This is a genomic window from Acinetobacter lwoffii, from assembly GCF_019343495.1.
Lineage (GTDB): Bacteria > Pseudomonadota > Gammaproteobacteria > Pseudomonadales > Moraxellaceae > Acinetobacter > Acinetobacter lwoffii_P.
Map to the genome: position 1 here is coordinate 1,753,278 of NZ_CP072549.1, position 16,205 is coordinate 1,769,482.

At 44.4% G+C, this 16,205-nt stretch carries 26 protein-coding genes and 1 pseudogene; 1 reads left to right on the forward strand and 26 read right to left on the reverse strand.

Annotation, left to right across the window (positions count from 1 at the left end):
- Positions 1-90: 90 nt before the first annotated feature.
- The 4 genes from rrtA to J7649_RS08285 form a co-directional block, all read right to left on the reverse strand.
- Positions 91-663 carry a rhombosortase gene (gene rrtA / locus J7649_RS08270; RefSeq protein WP_219307367.1) on the reverse strand — a complete coding sequence of 191 codons (573 nt, stop codon included), beginning with the start codon at positions 661-663 and terminating at the stop codon, positions 91-93.
- 67 nt (positions 664-730) lie between these two features.
- A complete protein-coding gene (locus J7649_RS08275) occupies positions 731-1,771 on the reverse strand; it encodes a hypothetical protein (RefSeq protein ID WP_004281480.1) in 1,041 nt (346 codons plus the stop codon).
- A 534-nt stretch (positions 1,772-2,305) separates the two neighbouring features.
- On the reverse strand, positions 2,306-2,692 hold the full coding sequence (locus tag J7649_RS08280) for a hypothetical protein (RefSeq protein ID WP_148334990.1): 387 nt from the start codon (positions 2,690-2,692) through the stop codon (positions 2,306-2,308).
- Positions 2,685-2,942, reverse strand: a complete 258-nt coding sequence (locus J7649_RS08285) for an FAD assembly factor SdhE (protein WP_004281484.1) — start codon at positions 2,940-2,942, stop codon at positions 2,685-2,687. Before J7649_RS08285 ends, J7649_RS08280 begins: the two co-directional genes overlap by 8 nt.
- Before the next feature lie 183 nt (positions 2,943-3,125).
- On the opposite strand from J7649_RS08285, the gene J7649_RS08290 reads away from it, so the two are divergent.
- Positions 3,126-4,298 carry an acyl-CoA dehydrogenase family protein gene (locus J7649_RS08290; protein WP_219307369.1) on the forward strand — a complete coding sequence of 391 codons (1,173 nt, stop codon included), beginning with the start codon at positions 3,126-3,128 and terminating at the stop codon, positions 4,296-4,298.
- A gap of 60 nt (positions 4,299-4,358) precedes the next feature.
- Here the strand turns inward: J7649_RS08290 and J7649_RS08295 are convergent, their stop codons facing one another.
- The 22 genes and pseudogenes from J7649_RS08295 to rpsC all read right to left on the reverse strand — a co-directional run bounded on the left by J7649_RS08295 (position 4,359) and on the right by rpsC (position 16,205).
- Positions 4,359-5,849, reverse strand: coding sequence for a flavin-containing monooxygenase (locus J7649_RS08295; protein WP_219307371.1), 1,491 nt, complete (start codon positions 5,847-5,849; stop codon positions 4,359-4,361).
- Positions 5,850-6,066: 217 nt separating this feature from the next.
- On the reverse strand, positions 6,067-6,432 hold the full coding sequence (gene rplQ, locus J7649_RS08300) for a 50S ribosomal protein L17 (RefSeq protein WP_004281488.1): 366 nt from the start codon (positions 6,430-6,432) through the stop codon (positions 6,067-6,069).
- 18 nt (positions 6,433-6,450) lie between these two features.
- Positions 6,451-7,458: a DNA-directed RNA polymerase subunit alpha gene (locus tag J7649_RS08305; protein ID WP_004281489.1), complete on the reverse strand. Its 1,008-nt coding sequence runs from the start codon at positions 7,456-7,458 to the stop codon at positions 6,451-6,453.
- A 16-nt stretch (positions 7,459-7,474) separates the two neighbouring features.
- Complete coding sequence (gene rpsD / locus J7649_RS08310) at positions 7,475-8,101, reverse strand: 30S ribosomal protein S4 (RefSeq protein WP_004281490.1); 627 nt, start codon at positions 8,099-8,101, stop codon at positions 7,475-7,477.
- Positions 8,102-8,113: 12 nt separating this feature from the next.
- The gene (gene rpsK / locus J7649_RS08315) at positions 8,114-8,500 is read right to left on the reverse strand and encodes a 30S ribosomal protein S11 (RefSeq protein WP_004281491.1); all 387 of its coding nucleotides are present in this window, start codon (positions 8,498-8,500) and stop codon (positions 8,114-8,116) included.
- Between the two features lie 19 nt (positions 8,501-8,519).
- Entirely contained in the window at positions 8,520-8,876 is a 357-nt protein-coding gene (gene rpsM / locus J7649_RS08320) for a 30S ribosomal protein S13 (protein ID WP_004281492.1), read from the reverse strand.
- A 105-nt stretch (positions 8,877-8,981) separates the two neighbouring features.
- Entirely contained in the window at positions 8,982-9,098 is a 117-nt protein-coding gene (gene rpmJ, locus J7649_RS08325; RefSeq protein WP_000867907.1) for a 50S ribosomal protein L36, read from the reverse strand.
- A 19-nt stretch (positions 9,099-9,117) separates the two neighbouring features.
- Positions 9,118-10,437 (reverse strand): preprotein translocase subunit SecY, encoded by a 1,320-nt coding sequence (gene secY / locus J7649_RS08330; RefSeq protein ID WP_171054339.1) that lies wholly within the window; start codon positions 10,435-10,437, stop codon positions 9,118-9,120.
- Between the two features lie 45 nt (positions 10,438-10,482).
- Positions 10,483-10,923: a 50S ribosomal protein L15 gene (gene rplO / locus J7649_RS08335; RefSeq protein ID WP_004281494.1), complete on the reverse strand. Its 441-nt coding sequence runs from the start codon at positions 10,921-10,923 to the stop codon at positions 10,483-10,485.
- Between the two features lie 3 nt (positions 10,924-10,926).
- Positions 10,927-11,103 carry a 50S ribosomal protein L30 gene (rpmD, locus tag J7649_RS08340; RefSeq protein WP_004281495.1) on the reverse strand — a complete coding sequence of 59 codons (177 nt, stop codon included), beginning with the start codon at positions 11,101-11,103 and terminating at the stop codon, positions 10,927-10,929.
- 6 nt (positions 11,104-11,109) lie between these two features.
- Positions 11,110-11,607, reverse strand: coding sequence for a 30S ribosomal protein S5 (gene rpsE, locus J7649_RS08345; RefSeq protein WP_004281496.1), 498 nt, complete (start codon positions 11,605-11,607; stop codon positions 11,110-11,112).
- A 2-nt stretch (positions 11,608-11,609) separates the two neighbouring features.
- Positions 11,610-11,960 (reverse strand): 50S ribosomal protein L18, encoded by a 351-nt coding sequence (gene rplR, locus J7649_RS08350; RefSeq protein ID WP_004281497.1) that lies wholly within the window; start codon positions 11,958-11,960, stop codon positions 11,610-11,612.
- A 14-nt stretch (positions 11,961-11,974) separates the two neighbouring features.
- Positions 11,975-12,508, reverse strand: coding sequence for a 50S ribosomal protein L6 (rplF, locus tag J7649_RS08355; RefSeq protein WP_004645059.1), 534 nt, complete (start codon positions 12,506-12,508; stop codon positions 11,975-11,977).
- 13 nt (positions 12,509-12,521) lie between these two features.
- Positions 12,522-12,917: a 30S ribosomal protein S8 gene (gene rpsH, locus J7649_RS08360; protein WP_004281499.1), complete on the reverse strand. Its 396-nt coding sequence runs from the start codon at positions 12,915-12,917 to the stop codon at positions 12,522-12,524.
- 12 nt (positions 12,918-12,929) lie between these two features.
- Positions 12,930-13,235: a 30S ribosomal protein S14 gene (gene rpsN / locus J7649_RS08365; RefSeq protein WP_004732275.1), complete on the reverse strand. Its 306-nt coding sequence runs from the start codon at positions 13,233-13,235 to the stop codon at positions 12,930-12,932.
- 9 nt (positions 13,236-13,244) lie between these two features.
- Positions 13,245-13,781 (reverse strand): 50S ribosomal protein L5, encoded by a 537-nt coding sequence (gene rplE / locus J7649_RS08370; protein ID WP_004645057.1) that lies wholly within the window; start codon positions 13,779-13,781, stop codon positions 13,245-13,247.
- 16 nt (positions 13,782-13,797) lie between these two features.
- Entirely contained in the window at positions 13,798-14,115 is a 318-nt protein-coding gene (gene rplX, locus J7649_RS08375; protein WP_004281502.1) for a 50S ribosomal protein L24, read from the reverse strand.
- A gap of 9 nt (positions 14,116-14,124) precedes the next feature.
- Positions 14,125-14,493: a 50S ribosomal protein L14 gene (gene rplN, locus J7649_RS08380; RefSeq protein WP_004281503.1), complete on the reverse strand. Its 369-nt coding sequence runs from the start codon at positions 14,491-14,493 to the stop codon at positions 14,125-14,127.
- A 91-nt stretch (positions 14,494-14,584) separates the two neighbouring features.
- On the reverse strand, positions 14,585-14,842 hold the full coding sequence (rpsQ, locus tag J7649_RS08385) for a 30S ribosomal protein S17 (RefSeq protein WP_004281504.1): 258 nt from the start codon (positions 14,840-14,842) through the stop codon (positions 14,585-14,587).
- The gene (gene rpmC, locus J7649_RS08390) at positions 14,839-15,036 is read right to left on the reverse strand and encodes a 50S ribosomal protein L29 (RefSeq protein ID WP_004281505.1); all 198 of its coding nucleotides are present in this window, start codon (positions 15,034-15,036) and stop codon (positions 14,839-14,841) included. The genes rpsQ and rpmC overlap by 4 nt, the downstream gene beginning before the upstream one ends.
- Positions 15,036-15,449: a 50S ribosomal protein L16 gene (gene rplP / locus J7649_RS08395; protein ID WP_004281506.1), complete on the reverse strand. Its 414-nt coding sequence runs from the start codon at positions 15,447-15,449 to the stop codon at positions 15,036-15,038. Before rplP ends, rpmC begins: the two co-directional genes overlap by 1 nt.
- Positions 15,389-16,205: pseudogene (gene rpsC, locus J7649_RS08400) on the reverse strand (30S ribosomal protein S3). Before rpsC ends, rplP begins: the two are co-directional and overlap by 61 nt.

A 16,205-nucleotide genomic window follows, 5' to 3' on the forward strand; every position in this document is an offset into this window, starting at 1 on the left:
TTGACTTTGCATGAAAATTGGCACAATAAAAATGACAATTTATATTTTCTTTTTGTATTTTCTGCCAAGTAAATTATTTATCTCTGCACTTTAATTATCCCGAAAATAATTGCTCACAATATAGATCAGCGCCAGAATCACGCCCCAAATCACCCCAAGTAAATGTGCCTCAACCAAAACCGGACTGCCAATCAGCTGCGCCGTCCCGACATTGCCAATGGTGTTTTCCCAGACCAGTTTGGCAAAGATCAAAAATAACACTAACGCCGCAAAGCCGCGTTCCCGCTTATACAGCAAATGTACACAGGCTACGGCGACATAGGCACCATGCAGCACGCCCGACAGACCCGCATAAGCTTCAATATTGGGCAAGAAAAAATAAAAACTTAAACTGATCAACGGCGGCAAAATCAGCAAAATGGCACAGAAATGCCAGACCGTGGCGCGTGGAAAAATAAAAGGTAAACAGATAAAGGCGAGAATATTCAGAAAATAATGGATCCAGCCCACATGTACCCAGTGCGCCGTCCAGAGTCGCCAGAATTCACCCAGCAGACTTTCTTGCCAGTAAATGAAATGATCGTGAAAAATTTGCAGACATGCAGAGAAAGAGACAAAAGCCGCTAGAAAAATAATTTTTCGTCGAAAATGTTGATCTAGCATCGGCCTGTTGTCCTCCCCGACCCTCTAGTTTGACTTCATCCCTGAAGCTTCATACAGGGTATCTGCATTACAGATCCGCACTGAACAGATCATCGAGCTCGGAAGAACTGTCGGATTCATCCCAGAAACGTTGCATGCCATCATCGCCACTACGTATACCAGTATTTTCTGTCCAGTAACGATCTGATATGCCACTGACCATAATCGCGGCCATGCTGTCAATCAGCTTGAATTGCGGATTGACCGGTTTTTCCTCCGTACGGGCCTGAGCAAAGGTTTTCAAGGCATCCCGAACTTTGGCATCATCGCCACTGGCCTGAGCCGCTACGGCATACAAGGCATGAGATAAACGTACACCTTTTTGCTCACCAATTTGTGTAGATTGTTTTAATGTTTGGTAAGGGTCAGGCTTGCCTTCCCCTGCGCCTGGCAACAAAGTCCAGATCACCGCACGGGTGGCATTCGGCGCACCCCAGAATTTCGCGTTATCCAGACACACCATGCCACGCTCGACCACGGCAGCAATATCTTTCGGTACATGCACTGCACCACCCGAGTTAATATCATTGGTCATGGCCTGCAAGCCACTGAGCATACCCAACAGATAAACCGTTTGCTCGATATCACTGTTCATGCGTGGGCATTCTTCACCCAGGGCTTTTTGGTATTTCTTTTCATAACGGCTCTGGAACAGTTGATAACCGGTATATTGACGCTGTGCTGCCAGTGCCGCCCAGCGCTTCTGCTCGATTCGGGCATCTTGAGCTTCTGCCACCTGATTGGTTTTTGAAGCACGTAAATAGCGTAACTCGGCTTCCAGCGCTTTTTGCTCGGCACAAATACCGGCAGCCGAATACATCAGCACGGCCACCCGTGTTGGATCCGCCCCCATTTCTTTGGTCGCCATAATGGCCGGCGTTAAAGAATTCCCTGAATTACACACCATTTCAGCATCATCCATCGCTAAAATCGGCGGTACAATATGGTTTTCGGTGAAACCCAGTGCAACATTGGCACCGGTTTTAATGACCTGAGAACACCCCGTCAAAACTGTTGTTGTTATTGCAATGGTCGCCATACCTTGGCATATTTTACGGACGTCTGACATTTTCCTGTCCTCTATAATTGTGATTATGTCCATCTTTCTGCTAAAGATATCAGAAGCATTTTGTGAATAAAAGAGTATTTACTCTAATTTAGACGAGACACTTTGCCATTAAATAGCCGCGCTGCAATTGACTGTATTTAGAAGAATACCAAATTTTGGGCAAAAAAAAGTAGCATTGCGACGGTTCAGCACATGCTACTTATTAACTGTACAAGCAGAAAAATAATAAACCCTGCTTGATTAAGATGAAAATTTATCCTTCAACACTGTCCCGAGTCGTCCGATCACCAGCGTTAAAACAATCGCTACGATCAGAAACATCCATACTGGAAATTCCATTAAGGTCTCCCGTAGTTGCTGTTGGTGAGTTAAATGTACAGGCTAAAAATAAAACATAGGGAATAAATTGTCAGACAATTCCTCTAAGTCATGGATTAACCTTGATTTCTGTCTGACGATAAAAATAGGAATTTGGTCTAAATATTTGTTTTATGAGCATTTTAATTAAATCATTAAAATGCGTTTTTTTTACAACTAAATTAATTTAGTCAATAATTTTAAGGATTTCCATTGTTTGAAGGGCAATTGATCACACCAGATCAATAAAGGTCGCGCCTTGGCATGCTGGAAATACACCACAATATACGCCTGATGATCAATCACGTGACTAATACATACCCGACGGGTCGGCCGTGCTTTGGCGGTCAATGACCATTCGCGTCCATCCAGATATTCAAACTGCTCAATCTGTGGTGTCTTGCGGTAAAACAGCTGATAAATCACCAAGCCTATGACAGCACACACTGCCCAAAGTGCAATCGGTAATAACTGATACAACAGATACATCAGCAGTGCAAAAATAAAAAGCTGAAACGCCAATGCACACAGACTGCGTTTCAGCTTAAAGCAACGATTATCCATGAACGTAAAATTTAAGCTTCTTGATAAAATCTTTCAGTTCAGGACGCGGTGGCTCAGACACTTCCATAAACCAGTCCAGCAAATCCGGGTCTTCCTGCTCAACCAGCTCTGCAAACATCTGTTTTTCGAAAGGCTCGGCATTCAGGTAATGGTTTTTTACGTAGGGATCAAAATATACATCCAGTTCTTTTAGACCACGACGCGCACGATAAATCACTTTGCGCTCTTCTAAGCTGATGTCATCAGTCATCGAATTTCCCCAACTCGTTATAAACCCGAATAGTTTACCTGAAGCGCTGGCTGAATTTCGAGGGATTTCATAGAAATGACCAAAAGCATCAGCAGATTTAAGTCATTTGAACATTCCGCTCATTGCTGCTGATCTTGGCATGACCTAAGTTAAACCAAACAAATCAAAATAAGGAATAACAAGATGCAATCTGCAGCCATTCGCCCACTTGCCCCGATGCTGCCGTGCCAACTCTTTAGTACCGAACATGATGCTTTTCGCGAGACGGTACGTAAATTTTATGAGAAAGAAGTCATTCCACATACCGAGCGTTATGAAAGTCAACAGCATGTAGATCGAGAGCTGTGGAATAAAGCCGGTGAGCTTGGATTGCTCTGCGCTACCATGCCCGAAGAATATGGCGGCTCTGGCGTAGACCGGCTGTATAGCATGATTTTGATTGAGGAACAGGCCTATGCCGGAGATTCAGCGACTGGATTTTCATTGCATTCAGATATTGTTGCCAATTATCTGCTGAATTTTGGTAATGAAGCTCAAAAACAACAATGGTTACCGAAAATGGCGTCTGGAGAGGTCGTCACCGCGATTGCCATGACCGAACCGGGAACTGGCTCTGACCTGCAAGCAGTGCGTACCTCGGCAGTACTCGATGGCGATGACTATGTGATTAATGGTTCCAAAATCTTTATTACCAATGGCTATCTCTGTGACATGGCGATTGTGGTCTGTAAAACCGGCAATAATGACAAAGGTTCAGCCAATCTTTCATTGATTATGGTCGAAGCAGAGCGTGCCGGATTTAGTAAAGGCAAGCCGCTGAATAAAATTGGCATGAAAGGTCAGGATACCTGCGAACTGTTCTTTGACAATGTTCGGGTACCCACAGAAAACCTGCTCGGTCTGGAAGGCATGGGCTTTATGATGCTGATGAAAGAACTGGCTTGGGAACGCCTGATTGTGGCGATTATCTGTCAGGCAGGCGCTGAAGCCGCTTTTGCCCATACAGTGAAATATACCAAGGAACGTCAGGCATTTGGCAAGAGCATCAGCCATTTTCAAAATACCCGTTTTAAACTGGCAGAACTACGTACCGAGATCGATGTGTGCCGCACTTATCTGGATCGCTGTATGCAGCTGCAACTCAAGCACGAATTAGGCGTAGATGCCGCTGCTGCGGCCAAATACAAGATTTCAGAAATGTACAGCAAAGTCGTAGATGAATGTCTGCAACTGCATGGTGGCTATGGTTATATGCTGGAATATCCAATTGCCCGGGCTTATATCGACAACCGTGCCAACCGGATTTATGCGGGTACCAATGAAATCATGAAAGAACTCATCGCACGTTCACTGTAAAACCGACGTATCAAAAAGGAGTCACTCAGGACTCCTTTTTCTGTATGCAAAAATATAATTTTAAGAAACCAGACGCGGCTTCTGATTGAGCGTACTGCTCTTTTTCCTGAATTTCAGCACGCCATCTTCAAACGAAGCCTGCTTGAGTTCCTTGCGGTCTGCCAGATAATTATTGCTGACTTTCCATGGGGCATGTTTACCCTGTTTTGGCATCACATCTGCAGCCCGGGCAATATAACCTGAACTGAGACTACCCATGACGGTATCCTGAAGCAATTCACTCTGATCTCCCTGAGCAATCACCTGCGCATAACCTTGCTGATCCATATAGTTCAGCAGACGGCAAATATACTCAGCTGCAATGTCGACTTTAAGCGTCCAGGAGGCATTGATATAGCCAATAATCAGCGCCATATTCGGTATATCACTGACCATGATGCCTCTATACAACATATGCTGTGAGGTATCGATAGGCTGACCATCCATCGTCGCCTGAATCCCGCCAAGAATTTGGATATTCAGACCGGTGGCAGAGACGATAATATCAGCATCCAGATGTTGACCTGATTTCAGCTGAATTCCCGTTTCGGTAAATATTTCTATCTGATCCGTTGCAACTGATGCCTGCCCTTCACGTAAAATTTTAAACAGATCCCCATCTGGCACCACACACAGACGCTGATCCCAAGGTTCATAATTCGGGGTAAAGTGCTTCATGTCCACTTTACCTTTTAGCTGAAGTTGCACCGATTTAAGCAAAAGCGATTTTAATAATTTTGGCTGTTTCTGTGCCAAAGCATAAATCCCGCGCTGCATGCCGATATTACGCGCACGTGTCAGCTTGTAAGCGACCTCCTCGGGCAGATATTTACGCATTTTTGAATAAATAAAATCGACCGAGGGTACAGAAGCAATATAAGTTGGGGAACGTTGCAACATGGTGACATGCCCTGCTCCACCTTTCACCATCGCAGGAACCAATGTAATCGCGGTCGCACCACTGCCAATAATGACCACCTTTTTGCCTTTATAGTTTAAATTTTCCGGCCAATGTTGCGGATGAATAAACTCACCTTTGAATGCAGTTTGATTTGGAAACTCCGGCTGAAAACCCTGATCATAATTATAATAACCGGTACAACCCAATATAAAGTTGGCGATCCAGATCTGCGTCTTACCCTGTGCGTCCACAATCTCTACTGACCATTTGCAGGTGGCAGAATCATAATTAGCACTCAGAACCCGATGCTGGAAATGGATTTTTGGCTGAAGTTTAAACTCTTCTACCACTTCAGCCAGATAATTTTTGATGGATGCGCCATCGGCAAGCACGCTTTCTTTCTTCCAGGGTTTGAAATTAAAACCAAAAGTCGACATATCCGAATCAGAACGGATTCCCGGATATTTAAACAGATCCCAAGTTCCACCAATACTTTCGCGGCGTTCAATAATCTCAAAAGAGCGTTGTCGACAATGTTTAGAAAGATGCGCTGCCAGACCAATCCCCGAGATTCCCGCACCCACAATTAAAATATCTACCTGCTTTTCCATGTTGTTCTTTTACCTAAGCGATGCTATCTATTTTTATTAAATCACAAAATTGACAATACACAATGTCAAGTTTATTAAAAAGGCGTTATTTTTTTATCTTTTGAGGCCAGATCAGTTATCTGTAACTCAATCACTTTAAATTAAAATATACAGGCATTAAAAAAGGCCGGTTTATTCAACCGACCTTTTCGAACAACTTGCGTTATTCTTCACGAAATTAGTTAACTTCGCGATCTACTAGTTCAACGTAAGCCATCGGTGCAGCATCACCTGCACGGAAGCCCGCTTTAAGAACACGTAGATAACCGCCGTTACGCTCTTTGTAACGAGGGCCAAGAACGGTAAATAATTTACCAACAGTTGCTGCTGAACGAGTACGAGCAAACGCCAAACGACGGTTTGCTACTGTATCGTTTTTAGCTAAAGTGATTAAAGGCTCAGCTACACGACGTAACTCTTTTGCTTTAGGCACAGTTGTTTTGATCAACTCGTGCTCGAACAAAGAGTTAGCCATGTTTTGGAACATCGCTTTACGATGACTGCTTGTACGGCCTAATTTCACACCACTATTACGATGACGCATGGTGATAGTCCTACTTAATTAACGGCTACGATAGGCGAAACGATCGTCCATACGGAGACTAGCCGGTGGCCAGTTCTCTAAACGCATGCCGAGTTGTAAGCCTTTAGAAGCCAGAACATCTTTGATCTCAGTAAGCGATTTTTTACCCAAGTTAGGAGTTTTAAGCAACTCAACTTCGGTACGCTGTACAAGATCACCAATGTAGTAAATGTTTTCTGCTTTCAAACAGTTAGCAGAACGAACAGTTAGCTCTAGATCATCTACTGGGCGAAGCAAGATTGGGTCAACTTCTTCACGAGGCTCTTGAGCAACAGGTGCTTGATCTTTCTGAAGGTCAACGAAGATCGCAATTTGCTGCTGCAAAATAGTTGCAGCTTTGCGGATCGCCTCTTCAGGATCTACAGTACCGTTAGTTTCAAGATCAATGATCAGTTTATCAAGGTCAGTACGTTGTTCTACACGCGCGTTTTCCACGGTATATGAAACACGTTTGATTGGGCTGTAAGACGCATCTAACTGCAAGCGACCCACTGGGCGAGTTTCGCCTTCTGGGAAGCGTGAATCAGAAGTCTCGTAGCCACGACCTTGAGCCACTTTCAGACGCATTTTCAATGAGCCTGAGGCACTTAAAGTACCGATCAAATGTTCAGGGTTAACCACTTCAACATTATGAGGTAAACGAAGGTCAGCCGCAGTTACGTCGCCTGCACCTTGTTTCTCTAATGTTAAATAAGCTTCATTTTGATCGAACAGCTTAATCGACAATCCTTTTAGGTTCAGCAAGAGCTCGACGATGTCCTGCTGCAAGCCTTCCAAAGTACTGTACTCGTGCTCGACCCCTTCAATCTCAACTTCTACCACAGCTGCGCCAGGTAGAGAAGAAAGAAGGATGCGACGTAAAGCATTACCAAGAGTATGACCAAAGCCACGCTCTAATGGTTCTAGAATAACTTTTGCCGAGGTCCCGCTTGCCGCTTCGACCTTGATCGCTTGCGGAGTTAGAAACTCATTTGCAGTACGCGTCATATTGCTTCCTCAAGGATTATTTAGAATACAATTCTACAATCAAGCTTTCGTTGATTTCAGCAGGTAAATCAGAACGATCCGGTGCAGCTTTGAACGTACCTTCTAATTTAGAATGGTCAATTTCCATCCAAGAAGGCATGCCACGTTGAGTAGCTAATTCAATTGCGTTTTTGATACGTAATTGTTGCTTAGCGCCTTCGTGAACTGCGATCACATCACCCGCTTTAACTTGGATAGACGCAATGTTAACACGACGGCCATTCAAAGTGATGCTACGGTGAGATACTAACTGACGAGCTTCTGCACGAGTAGAACCGAAACCCATACGATAAACAACGTTATCAAGACGGCTTTCAAGTAGCTTCAACAGGTTTTCACCAGTTGCGCCTTTAACACGAGCAGCTTCTTTATAGTAGTTACTAAATTGACGCTCTAAAACACCGTACATGCGACGTACTTTTTGTTTTTCACGTAATTGTAGTGAGTACTCAGATTGTTTACCACCACGAGCCCCGCCGTGTTGGCCAGGAACTTTCGCATGTTTTTTTGTCTTAACATCAAACGGTTTAACGCCTGATTTAAGTTGCAGGTCTGTCCCTTCGCGACGAGAGAGTTTGCATTTTGGACCAATATAACGAGCCATGAATGTTTCTCCTTACACGCGACGTTTTTTAGGTGGACGGCAACCGTTGTGCGGGATTGGCGTCACATCGGTAATGCTGTTAATTTTATAACCCACTGCACCTAAAGCACGAACCGCAGATTCACGACCAGGACCAGGACCTTTTACAAGGACGTCCAAGTTTTTCAAACCGTAGTCTAAAGCAGCTTTACCAGCAACTTCAGCAGCTACCTGAGCAGCGAACGGAGTTGATTTACGTGATCCACGGAAGCCTTGTCCACCTGAAGTGGCCCAAGCCAGTGCATTACCTTGACGATCGGTAATAGTCACAATGGTGTTATTAAAAGAAGCGTGAATGTGTGCGACACCTTCAGAGACGGTACGAGTGACCTTCTTGCGTGCGCGAGTATCTTTAGCCATCTTTTAGCTTCCAGAAATCTTATTTCTTAATAGGTTTGCGCGGACCTTTACGGGTACGAGCGTTAGTTTTGGTGCGTTGACCGCGGACAGGCAAGCTGCGACGATGACGAAGACCGCGGTAGCAGCCTAAATCCATTAAACGTTTAATGTTCATGGAAATTTCGCGACGTAAATCACCTTCGGTCGGAACCTTAGCAACTTCTGCACGAATCGCATCAAGCTGAGCGTCATCTAATTCACGGATCTTAGTAGTTGGAGCAATACCAGCAGCAGCTAAGATAGCTTTTGAAGTATGGCGACCAATACCAAAGATATACGTTAGAGAGATAACAGCGTGCTTGTTATCCGGAATGTTTACACCGGCAATACGAGCCATTCAATTTTCTCCAAAAAGGCAGTAGATAATCAACCGCCCCACAAAAATCTTGAGGGGCGGATAATAACCTAATTCGCCTACAGAAATCAACAGGTCTTAATCAGATTAACCTTGACGCTGCTTATGACGAGGTTCTGCGCTACAAATTACGCGGATAACCCCATTACGACGGATAACTTTACAGCTACCACAAATTTTCTTAACAGAAGCTTGTACTTTCATGATGAAACCTCAAGTGCGCTTATCCCTTAGGATGAGCAGTCGTTTTTCTCATTAACGTTTGATTATCGTATTGGTGCGAAGTGAGGTGTGATTGCAGCTGAGCCATAAAGTCCATCACCACTACCACAACAATCAGCAAAGAGGTACCACCCAAATAGAATGGAATACCAAATGAACTTTGCAATACCATCGGCATCAAACAAATGACTGCGATGTAAATCGCGCCAATAAAGGTCAAACGATTGAGAATATGATCTAAGTAACGAGCAGTTTGCTCACCTGGACGTATACCAGGCACGTAAGCTCCGCTGCGTTTCAAGTTCTCTGACACTTCTTTAGGACTAAATACCAGTGCTGTATAGAAGTAACAGAAAAAGATAATTAACGCACCAAAGAGCACCAAATACAACGGCTGACCAGGCGACAATACCAATGCGACATCTTGCAGGCTACGCTTAATAAATCCAGCATTTGGATCTGCACTACCCACCCACTGACCTAAGCTCGCAGGGAACAAAAGCAATGAGCTGGCAAAAATTGCCGGAATCACACCCGCCATATTAATTTTTAATGGCAAATGTGTCTGCTGTGCAGTAAATACACGACGACCTTGTTGTTTTTGAGCATAGTTTACCGGAATACGACGCTGCGCTTTCTCAATAAACACGATCGCTGCCAAAACACCCAAAGATAACAAACCAAAAATTACCAAGCCAATCAGGCTGGTCTGGCCATTATCTACAGAGGAGAAAGATTGCATAATCAGATTAGGCAATCCGGCAACAATACCCGCGAAGATGATCATGGAAATACCATTTCCCACCCCACGCTCGGTAATCTGTTCACCCAACCACATCAAGAACATGGTCCCCGCAACCAGTGAGGTTACTGCAGGAACATAAAAAGCCAAACCAGTATTCAGGGTAATCCCCTGACTGATCAGGCCTGCACACATACCTATCGCCTGTACCAGCGCTAAGAATAATGTACCTTGTCGTGTGTATTGATTAATTTTACGTTTGCCTTGCTCGCCTTCTTTCTTTAAAGCTTCCAGCGAAGGAACCACAGTTGACATCAACTGCACGATAATCGACGCAGAGATGTATGGCATGATCCCGAGAGCAAGAATAGACATTCGTTCTAATGCACCACCAGAAAACATGTTAAACAAACCAAGGATGGTACCTTGGTTTGCATTAAACAAGTTTTCTAACGCAGCATTATTGATGCCTGGTACTGGAATATGCGCTCCTAGTCGAAACACCAACAACGCACCAATGAGAAACATCATTCGACGAATAATTTCACGGTATTTCACATGAAATGGTTGGCCTTTCATCATGTTGACATGACCTGAAGAACTAGGAGTCATAGACACTGGGGATTACTCCTCGACTTTGCCGCCAGCAGCTTCAACAGCAGCTTTAGCGCCTTTAGTCAATGCAACACCTTGAACAGTGAATGCACGAGTAATTTCACCAGAAAGTACGATACGAGCACGGATCATGTCTTTACGTACAACGTTCGCAGCTTTTAAAGTTTCAAGAGACACGATGTCACCTTCAACTTTAGCAAGCTCAGATAAACGTACTTCAGCAGTTTTCAAAGCCAATTGGCTAGTGAAGCCGAATTTAGGCAAACGACGATAAAGTGCTGTTTGACCGCCTTCGAAACCTGGACGAGTACCACCGCTCTTACGTGAGTTTTGACCTTTGACACCACGGCCACCGGTCTTACCAACGCCAGAACCGATACCACGGCCTAAACGAAGGTTGTCACGTTTAGCACCTTCTGCAGGTGCAATTGTATTTAAACGCAGAGTCATGGCTTATTCCTCTACACTAACCATATAGTAGACTTGGTTGATCATACCACGGTTAGAAGGTGTGTCTAACACTTCTACAGTATGACCAATACGACGCAGACCTAAACCTTGCAGGCTAAGCTTGTGATTTTTCAAGCGGTGCGATGCAGATTTAGTCTGGGTAACTTTAATCGTTTTCATGATTGATTACCCTTGAATTTGTTCTACTGAAAGACCACGTTTCGCAGCAACCTTTTCAGGAGTAGTCATATCACGCAAACCATTGAAAGTTGCGTTTACTACGTTAGCAGCGTTAGTAGAACCACGGCATTTAGTCAACACGTTACGTACGCCTACAGCTTCTAGAACTGCACGCATAGCGCCACCAGCAATTACACCTGTACCTTCAGAGGCAGGTTGCATGAATACGCGGCTAGCGCCGTGACGTGCATGAATTGGGTGCTGTAACGTACCATCAACAAGGTCAACAGTAATCATATTGCGACGAGCAGCTTCAAGTGCTTTAGAGATAGCAGCTGGAACTTCACGTGCTTTACCACGACCAAAACCTACGCGACCATTACCATCACCCACAACAGTTAATGCTGTGAAAGAGAAGATACGACCACCCTTAACAACTTTGGCTACACGATCAACGGCAACCAGCTTTTCAACAAGACCTTCGTTTTGTTCAACTTTAGCCATGATTAGAACTCCAAGCCGTTTTCACGAGCAGCATCAGCCAAGGCTTTGATACGACCATGATATTTAAAACCAGAACGGTCAAATGCAACTTTAGTAACACCAGCTGCTTTAGCGCGTTCTGCGATTAAAGCACCTACTTTTTGAGCTGCTTCAACGTTACCAGTTGTACCCGCACGTAGAGTAGCGTCTAAAGTAGAAGCTTGCGCTAATACTTTGCCACCATCTGCAGAGATAACTTGAGCATAGATGTGACGCGGAGTGCGGTTTACACACAAACGAGTCGCACCCAATGCACGGATGTGCAAGCGTGTGCTTTTCGCACGACGCAAACGGGATTGTTTCTTTTCGTTCATAAGAACCTCGCGCCTTATTTCTTCTTAGCTTCTTTACGAAGTACAACTTCGTCAGAATAACGAACACCTTTGCCTTTATATGGCTCTGGTGGACGGTAACCACGGATATCTGCAGCAACCTGTCCTAAAGCTGCTTTATCAGCAGATTTAAGAATGATTTCAGTTGCAGTTGGAGTTTCAGCAGTTACACCTGCAGGAAGTGCATAATCGATCGGGTGAGAGAAACCAAGGTTAAGATGAACAACGTCACCTTTAACCGCAGCTTTATAACCAACACCGATAAGCTGTAACTTACGTTCGAAACCTTCGCTAACACCTTTTACAAGGTTGTTAAGCACAGCGCGAGCAGTACCAGCTTGCATCCAAGCGTCTTTTGACTCTTGTACTGGAGCAATAGCTAGAATACCGTCTTCCTGTTTAAGCTCGACCAGCGCATGCAGGTTGAAAGACAATGTACCTTTAGTGCCTTTCACTTCGACCTGCCGGCCGTTCTGAGTAACTGTTACACCGTTAGGTACAGTTACTGGGGCTTTAGCCACACGAGACATGAGGAATCACCTATTAAGAAACAAAAGCAATAACTTCACCACCAACGCCTGCAGCACGTGCAGCGCGATCAGTCATGATGCCTTTGCTTGTAGAAACAATTGCAATACCTAAACCTTGCTTAACGCTAGGAAGTGCATCTTTACCGCGATACTGACGTAGACCTGGACGGCTTACGCGTTTCACAGTTTCGATAACTGGTTTGCCTTCGAAATACTTTAAAGTCAAAGTAAGAGTTGGTTTGCCTTCAGCATCCGCAACTTCTACGTTTGAAATATAACCTTCTTGTTGAAGTAAGTTAGCAATTGCTACTTTCAACTTAGAATTAGGCATAGAAACAGTTTGTTTCTTTGCCATTTGTGCGTTACGAACACGTGTTAGCATGTCGGCAACGGTATCTTGCATACTCATCTATAGTGCTCCTTACCAGCTTGCCTTAACAACGCCAGGTACATCACCTTGCATTACTGTTTCACGTAATTTGTTACGGCTTAAACCGAACTTACGGAAGTAACCATGAGGACGACCAGTTAAACCACAACGGTTACGTAGACGTACTGGAGATGCATTACGTGGTAATGCTTGTAATTTCATCATCGCTTCGAAACGTTCTTCGTCTGATGCATTTACGTTTGCAATAACAGCTTTTAATTCAGCACGTTTTGCAGCGTATTTAGCAACAGTAGCTTCGCGTTTCAATTCGCGATTAATCATACCTTTCTTAGCCATATCGACCTCTTATTTGAACGGGAAGCCGAATGCACGCATAAGCGCACGGCCTTCGTCATCGGTGCGAGCAGTCGTAGTAATGGTAATATCCATACCACGAATACGATCAATCTTGTCAAAATCGATTTCAGGGAACATGATTTGTTCCTTAAGACCCATTGAGTAGTTACCACGACCGTCGAATGATTTCGCAGAGAAACCACGGAAGTCACGGATACGAGGGATCGCAATCGAGATCAAACGGTCCAAGAATTCGTACATACGTTCGCCGCGTAAAGTAACTTTACAACCGATCGGCCAACCATCACGGATTTTAAAACCAGCGATTGATTTACGAGCTAACGTAAGTACTGGTTTTTGACCAGCGATAGCTTGCATATCTGAAAGAGCACCATCAAGGAGTTTTTTGTCAGCAGCAGCTGCGCCAACACCCATGTTGATCGTGATTTTAGTGATGCGAGGAATCTCCATCACATTCTTAACGCCCAATACTTCTTGTAATTGAGCTTTAAGTTCGTCGTTGTAACGTGTTTTAAGTCTGGCCATGGCCTATATCAACCTATTACTTCGCTACCGCCACTGATTCACCATTTGATTTGAATACGCGAGTTTTCACGCCATCAATCACTTGGTAACCAACACGGTCAGCCTTTTGGGTTGTAGCATTAAAAACTGCCACGTTTGAAATATGAAGCGAAGCTTCCTGAGTTACAACGCTACCTTCAGCGCCTGTAGCACGGTTCGGCTTCTGATGCTTCTTCACCAAGTTAAGGCCTTCAACCTTAACACGGTCATTAGAAACAGACAGAACAGTACCCTGTTTGCCTTTTTCTTTACCTGCGATCACAATTACTTGATCGCCTTTTTTAATCTTAGCCATGATCGCCTCTTATAGAACTTCAGGAGCCAATGAAATAATTTTCATGAACTGTTCAGTACGAAGTTCACGAGTCACTGGTCCGAAAATACGAGTTGCAATCGGCGCTTTGTTGTTGTTCAAAATAACAGCAGCGTTATCGTCGAAACGAATCACTGAACCGTCTGCACGACGGATACCGAATTTTGTACGAACCACAACCGCATTCATCACGTCACCTTTTTTAACACGTGCGCGTGGAATTGCTTCTTTTACAGTAACTTTAATAATGTCGCCAACAGAAGCATAACGACGATGCGAGCCACCAAGTACTTTAATACATTGTACGCGGCGTGCACCACTGTTGTCTGCTACGTCGAGCATAGTTTCGGTCTGAATCATTGCCCTACTCCAAAACCGAGCAACACCGGTCGAAATTTCGAAAGGCTCAAAGAGTACTCGAAATTGACCGATGATGCAACAAGAACGTTAATTACTCAGCAGCTGCTTCAACAACTTCAACTAAAGTCCAAGACTTAGTTTTAGAAATTGGGCGGCTTTCTTTAATGGTTACAACATCACCAGCTTTCGCTGTGTTGTTCTCATCATGAGCATGTAATTTTGTTGAACGGCGGATTAATTTGCCATACAACGGGTGTTGAACTTGGCGTTCAATAAGAACAACGATAGATTTATCCATCTTGTCGCTTACAACTTTGCCAGTTAACGTGCGGACTGTTTTATCACTCATTGTCCGTTCCCCTGTTTTTCGGTAAGGAGGGTCTTAATACGAGCAATAGTCTGACGAGTAAGTGCAACTTCATGCGATTTACCCAATTGACCAGTTGCTTTCGCCATACGAAGACGGAATTGGTTAAGCTGTTGCTCATCAAGCAAAGCTGTCAACTCTTCTACCGACTTTTCACGTAGATCTTTAGTTTTCATTACATTACCGTCCGAGTCACGATAGCGGTTTTAAACGGAAGCTTAGCTGCTGCAAGCGTAAACGCTTCGCGAGCCAATTCTTCGTTAACACCATCAATTTCGTACAAGACTTTACCTGGTTTGATTTGGCAAACCCAATATTCCACAGAACCTTTACCTTTACCCATACGCACTTCAAGAGGCTTAGAAGTAATCGGCTTGTCCGGGAATACACGGATAAAGATCTTACCACCACGCTTAATACGACGGCTAATTGTACGACGCGCTGCTTCAATTTGACGCGCAGTCATTTGACCACGTTCAACTGATTTAAGTGCAATAGTACCGAAAGATACTGTGCTACCGCGGTGTGCTAGACCAGTGTTACGGCCTTTCTGCACTTTACGGAATTTAGTACGCTTAGGTTGCAACATGGATTATTCTCCTTTTTCAGCAGAACGATCATTGCGACGACCACGACGCTCTTGACCTTCACCACGACCACGACCGCGTTTAGCTGGACGCTCTTCTGCTGGAGCTGGGTTCATGACTTGTTTCATGCCGCCCAAGATCTCACCACGGAAGATCCAAACTTTAACACCGATCGTACCGTAAGTAGTCTCAGCACGCATAGTCGCATAGTCGATATCTGCACGAAGCGTATGTAGAGGTACACGACCTTCACGATACCACTCAGTACGAGCAATCTCAGCACCACCTAAACGGCCTGAAACTTCTACTTTGATACCTTTAGCACCAGCACGCATTGTGTTTTGTACCGCACGCTTCATAGCACGACGGAACATTACACGTTTCTCTAATTGAGAAGCGATCGCTTCAGCAACTAGACGCGCGTCTAAGTCTGGACGATCAATTTCATTGATACTTACTTGCGCAGGAACACCCATGATAGATGTCAATTCGCGTTGTAGTTTCTCAATATCTTCGCCTTTTTTACCGATTACGATACCTGGACGAGCAGTGCTAATAGTTACTTTAGCAGCGCCTGTAGGGCGTTCGATAAGAATGTTGCTGATCATCGCGTTTTTAAGTTTTTTGATCAAAAACTCACGAACTTGAAGATCTTTAAGCAAGTATTCAGCGTATTGTTTCGGATTCGCATACCAGTTAGCGTTATGACGTTTCACAACACCTAGGCGGATACCGATTGGATGAACCTTCTGACCCAT

Excerpts from the sequence above, each read along its gene's own strand:
- rrtA (WP_219307367.1), bottom strand. The coding sequence starts at position 663 with ATGCTAGATCAACATTTTCGACGAAAAATTATTTTTCTAGCGGCTTTT.
- J7649_RS08275 (WP_004281480.1), bottom strand. The coding sequence starts at position 1,771 with ATGTCAGACGTCCGTAAAATATGCCAAGGTATGGCGACCATTGCAATA.
- J7649_RS08280 (WP_148334990.1), bottom strand. The coding sequence starts at position 2,692 with ATGGATAATCGTTGCTTTAAGCTGAAACGCAGTCTGTGTGCATTGGCG.
- J7649_RS08285 (WP_004281484.1), bottom strand. The coding sequence starts at position 2,942 with ATGACTGATGACATCAGCTTAGAAGAGCGCAAAGTGATTTATCGTGCG.
- J7649_RS08290 (WP_219307369.1), top strand. The coding sequence starts at position 3,126 with ATGCAATCTGCAGCCATTCGCCCACTTGCCCCGATGCTGCCGTGCCAA.
- J7649_RS08295 (WP_219307371.1), bottom strand. The coding sequence starts at position 5,849 with ATGGAAAAGCAGGTAGATATTTTAATTGTGGGTGCGGGAATCTCGGGG.
- rplQ (WP_004281488.1), bottom strand. The coding sequence starts at position 6,432 with ATGCGTCATCGTAATAGTGGTGTGAAATTAGGCCGTACAAGCAGTCAT.
- J7649_RS08305 (WP_004281489.1), bottom strand. The coding sequence starts at position 7,458 with ATGACGCGTACTGCAAATGAGTTTCTAACTCCGCAAGCGATCAAGGTC.
- rpsD (WP_004281490.1), bottom strand. The coding sequence starts at position 8,101 with ATGGCTCGTTATATTGGTCCAAAATGCAAACTCTCTCGTCGCGAAGGG.
- rpsK (WP_004281491.1), bottom strand. The coding sequence starts at position 8,500 with ATGGCTAAAGATACTCGCGCACGCAAGAAGGTCACTCGTACCGTCTCT.
- rpsM (WP_004281492.1), bottom strand. The coding sequence starts at position 8,876 with ATGGCTCGTATTGCCGGTGTAAACATTCCGGATAACAAGCACGCTGTT.
- rpmJ (WP_000867907.1), bottom strand. The coding sequence starts at position 9,098 with ATGAAAGTACAAGCTTCTGTTAAGAAAATTTGTGGTAGCTGTAAAGTT.
- secY (WP_171054339.1), bottom strand. The coding sequence starts at position 10,437 with ATGAAAGGCCAACCATTTCATGTGAAATACCGTGAAATTATTCGTCGA.
- rplO (WP_004281494.1), bottom strand. The coding sequence starts at position 10,923 with ATGACTCTGCGTTTAAATACAATTGCACCTGCAGAAGGTGCTAAACGT.
- rpmD (WP_004281495.1), bottom strand. The coding sequence starts at position 11,103 with ATGAAAACGATTAAAGTTACCCAGACTAAATCTGCATCGCACCGCTTG.
- rpsE (WP_004281496.1), bottom strand. The coding sequence starts at position 11,607 with ATGGCTAAAGTTGAACAAAACGAAGGTCTTGTTGAAAAGCTGGTTGCC.
- rplR (WP_004281497.1), bottom strand. The coding sequence starts at position 11,960 with ATGAACGAAAAGAAACAATCCCGTTTGCGTCGTGCGAAAAGCACACGC.
- rplF (WP_004645059.1), bottom strand. The coding sequence starts at position 12,508 with ATGTCTCGTGTGGCTAAAGCCCCAGTAACTGTACCTAACGGTGTAACA.
- rpsH (WP_004281499.1), bottom strand. The coding sequence starts at position 12,917 with ATGAGTATGCAAGATACCGTTGCCGACATGCTAACACGTGTTCGTAAC.
- rpsN (WP_004732275.1), bottom strand. The coding sequence starts at position 13,235 with ATGGCTAAGAAAGGTATGATTAATCGCGAATTGAAACGCGAAGCTACT.
- rplE (WP_004645057.1), bottom strand. The coding sequence starts at position 13,781 with ATGGCCAGACTTAAAACACGTTACAACGACGAACTTAAAGCTCAATTA.
- rplX (WP_004281502.1), bottom strand. The coding sequence starts at position 14,115 with ATGGCTAAGATTAAAAAAGGCGATCAAGTAATTGTGATCGCAGGTAAA.
- rplN (WP_004281503.1), bottom strand. The coding sequence starts at position 14,493 with ATGATTCAGACCGAAACTATGCTCGACGTAGCAGACAACAGTGGTGCA.
- rpsQ (WP_004281504.1), bottom strand. The coding sequence starts at position 14,842 with ATGAGTGATAAAACAGTCCGCACGTTAACTGGCAAAGTTGTAAGCGAC.
- rpmC (WP_004281505.1), bottom strand. The coding sequence starts at position 15,036 with ATGAAAACTAAAGATCTACGTGAAAAGTCGGTAGAAGAGTTGACAGCT.
- rplP (WP_004281506.1), bottom strand. The coding sequence starts at position 15,449 with ATGTTGCAACCTAAGCGTACTAAATTCCGTAAAGTGCAGAAAGGCCGT.